We start from the raw sequence: 385 nt of genomic DNA on the forward strand, positions 1-385 counted from the left end.
CGTTTACTAAAGTAAATATCAAGAATGTGCATGTAACCACTCCTTAAAATACTCAAACATCTCTTTAGAATCCTCTTCAAACATTGGCGAATCATAAATCCTTATAGACTCAAGACCCTCATAAAAAACAAAATGAACTCCAGTACCATTAAAAAGAAAAACTCCTTTTAAAGTTAGATCAGAAGATCTAAGATCATTTGAATTAAAATCATGAGAAATATGATTGGATTGAGAAGCCAATTTCATAACTTGCTTTGCAAAAAATCCACTCAATAAAACCCCTTCAAAACCACCATCTTCAGTTGTAGAGATGCTTGCACATTTACCAGGATTCTTCCTAATTAATTTCTTTATCTCTTTAATATTTTGCAAGATATTATTCCCC

Annotated in this window: 1 protein-coding gene; it reads right to left on the reverse strand. The window is 31.2% G+C overall.

Annotated features, from left to right (window positions below; translation table 11 throughout):
- Positions 1-18 precede the first annotated feature (18 nt).
- A partial coding sequence (locus tag FE394_RS19680; protein ID WP_319927988.1) for a hypothetical protein occupies positions 19-385 on the reverse strand: 367 nt, incomplete at its 5' end.

This window comes from Xenorhabdus littoralis (assembly GCF_033949345.1).
GTDB classification, from domain to species: Bacteria; Pseudomonadota; Gammaproteobacteria; order Enterobacterales; family Enterobacteriaceae; genus Xenorhabdus; species Xenorhabdus littoralis.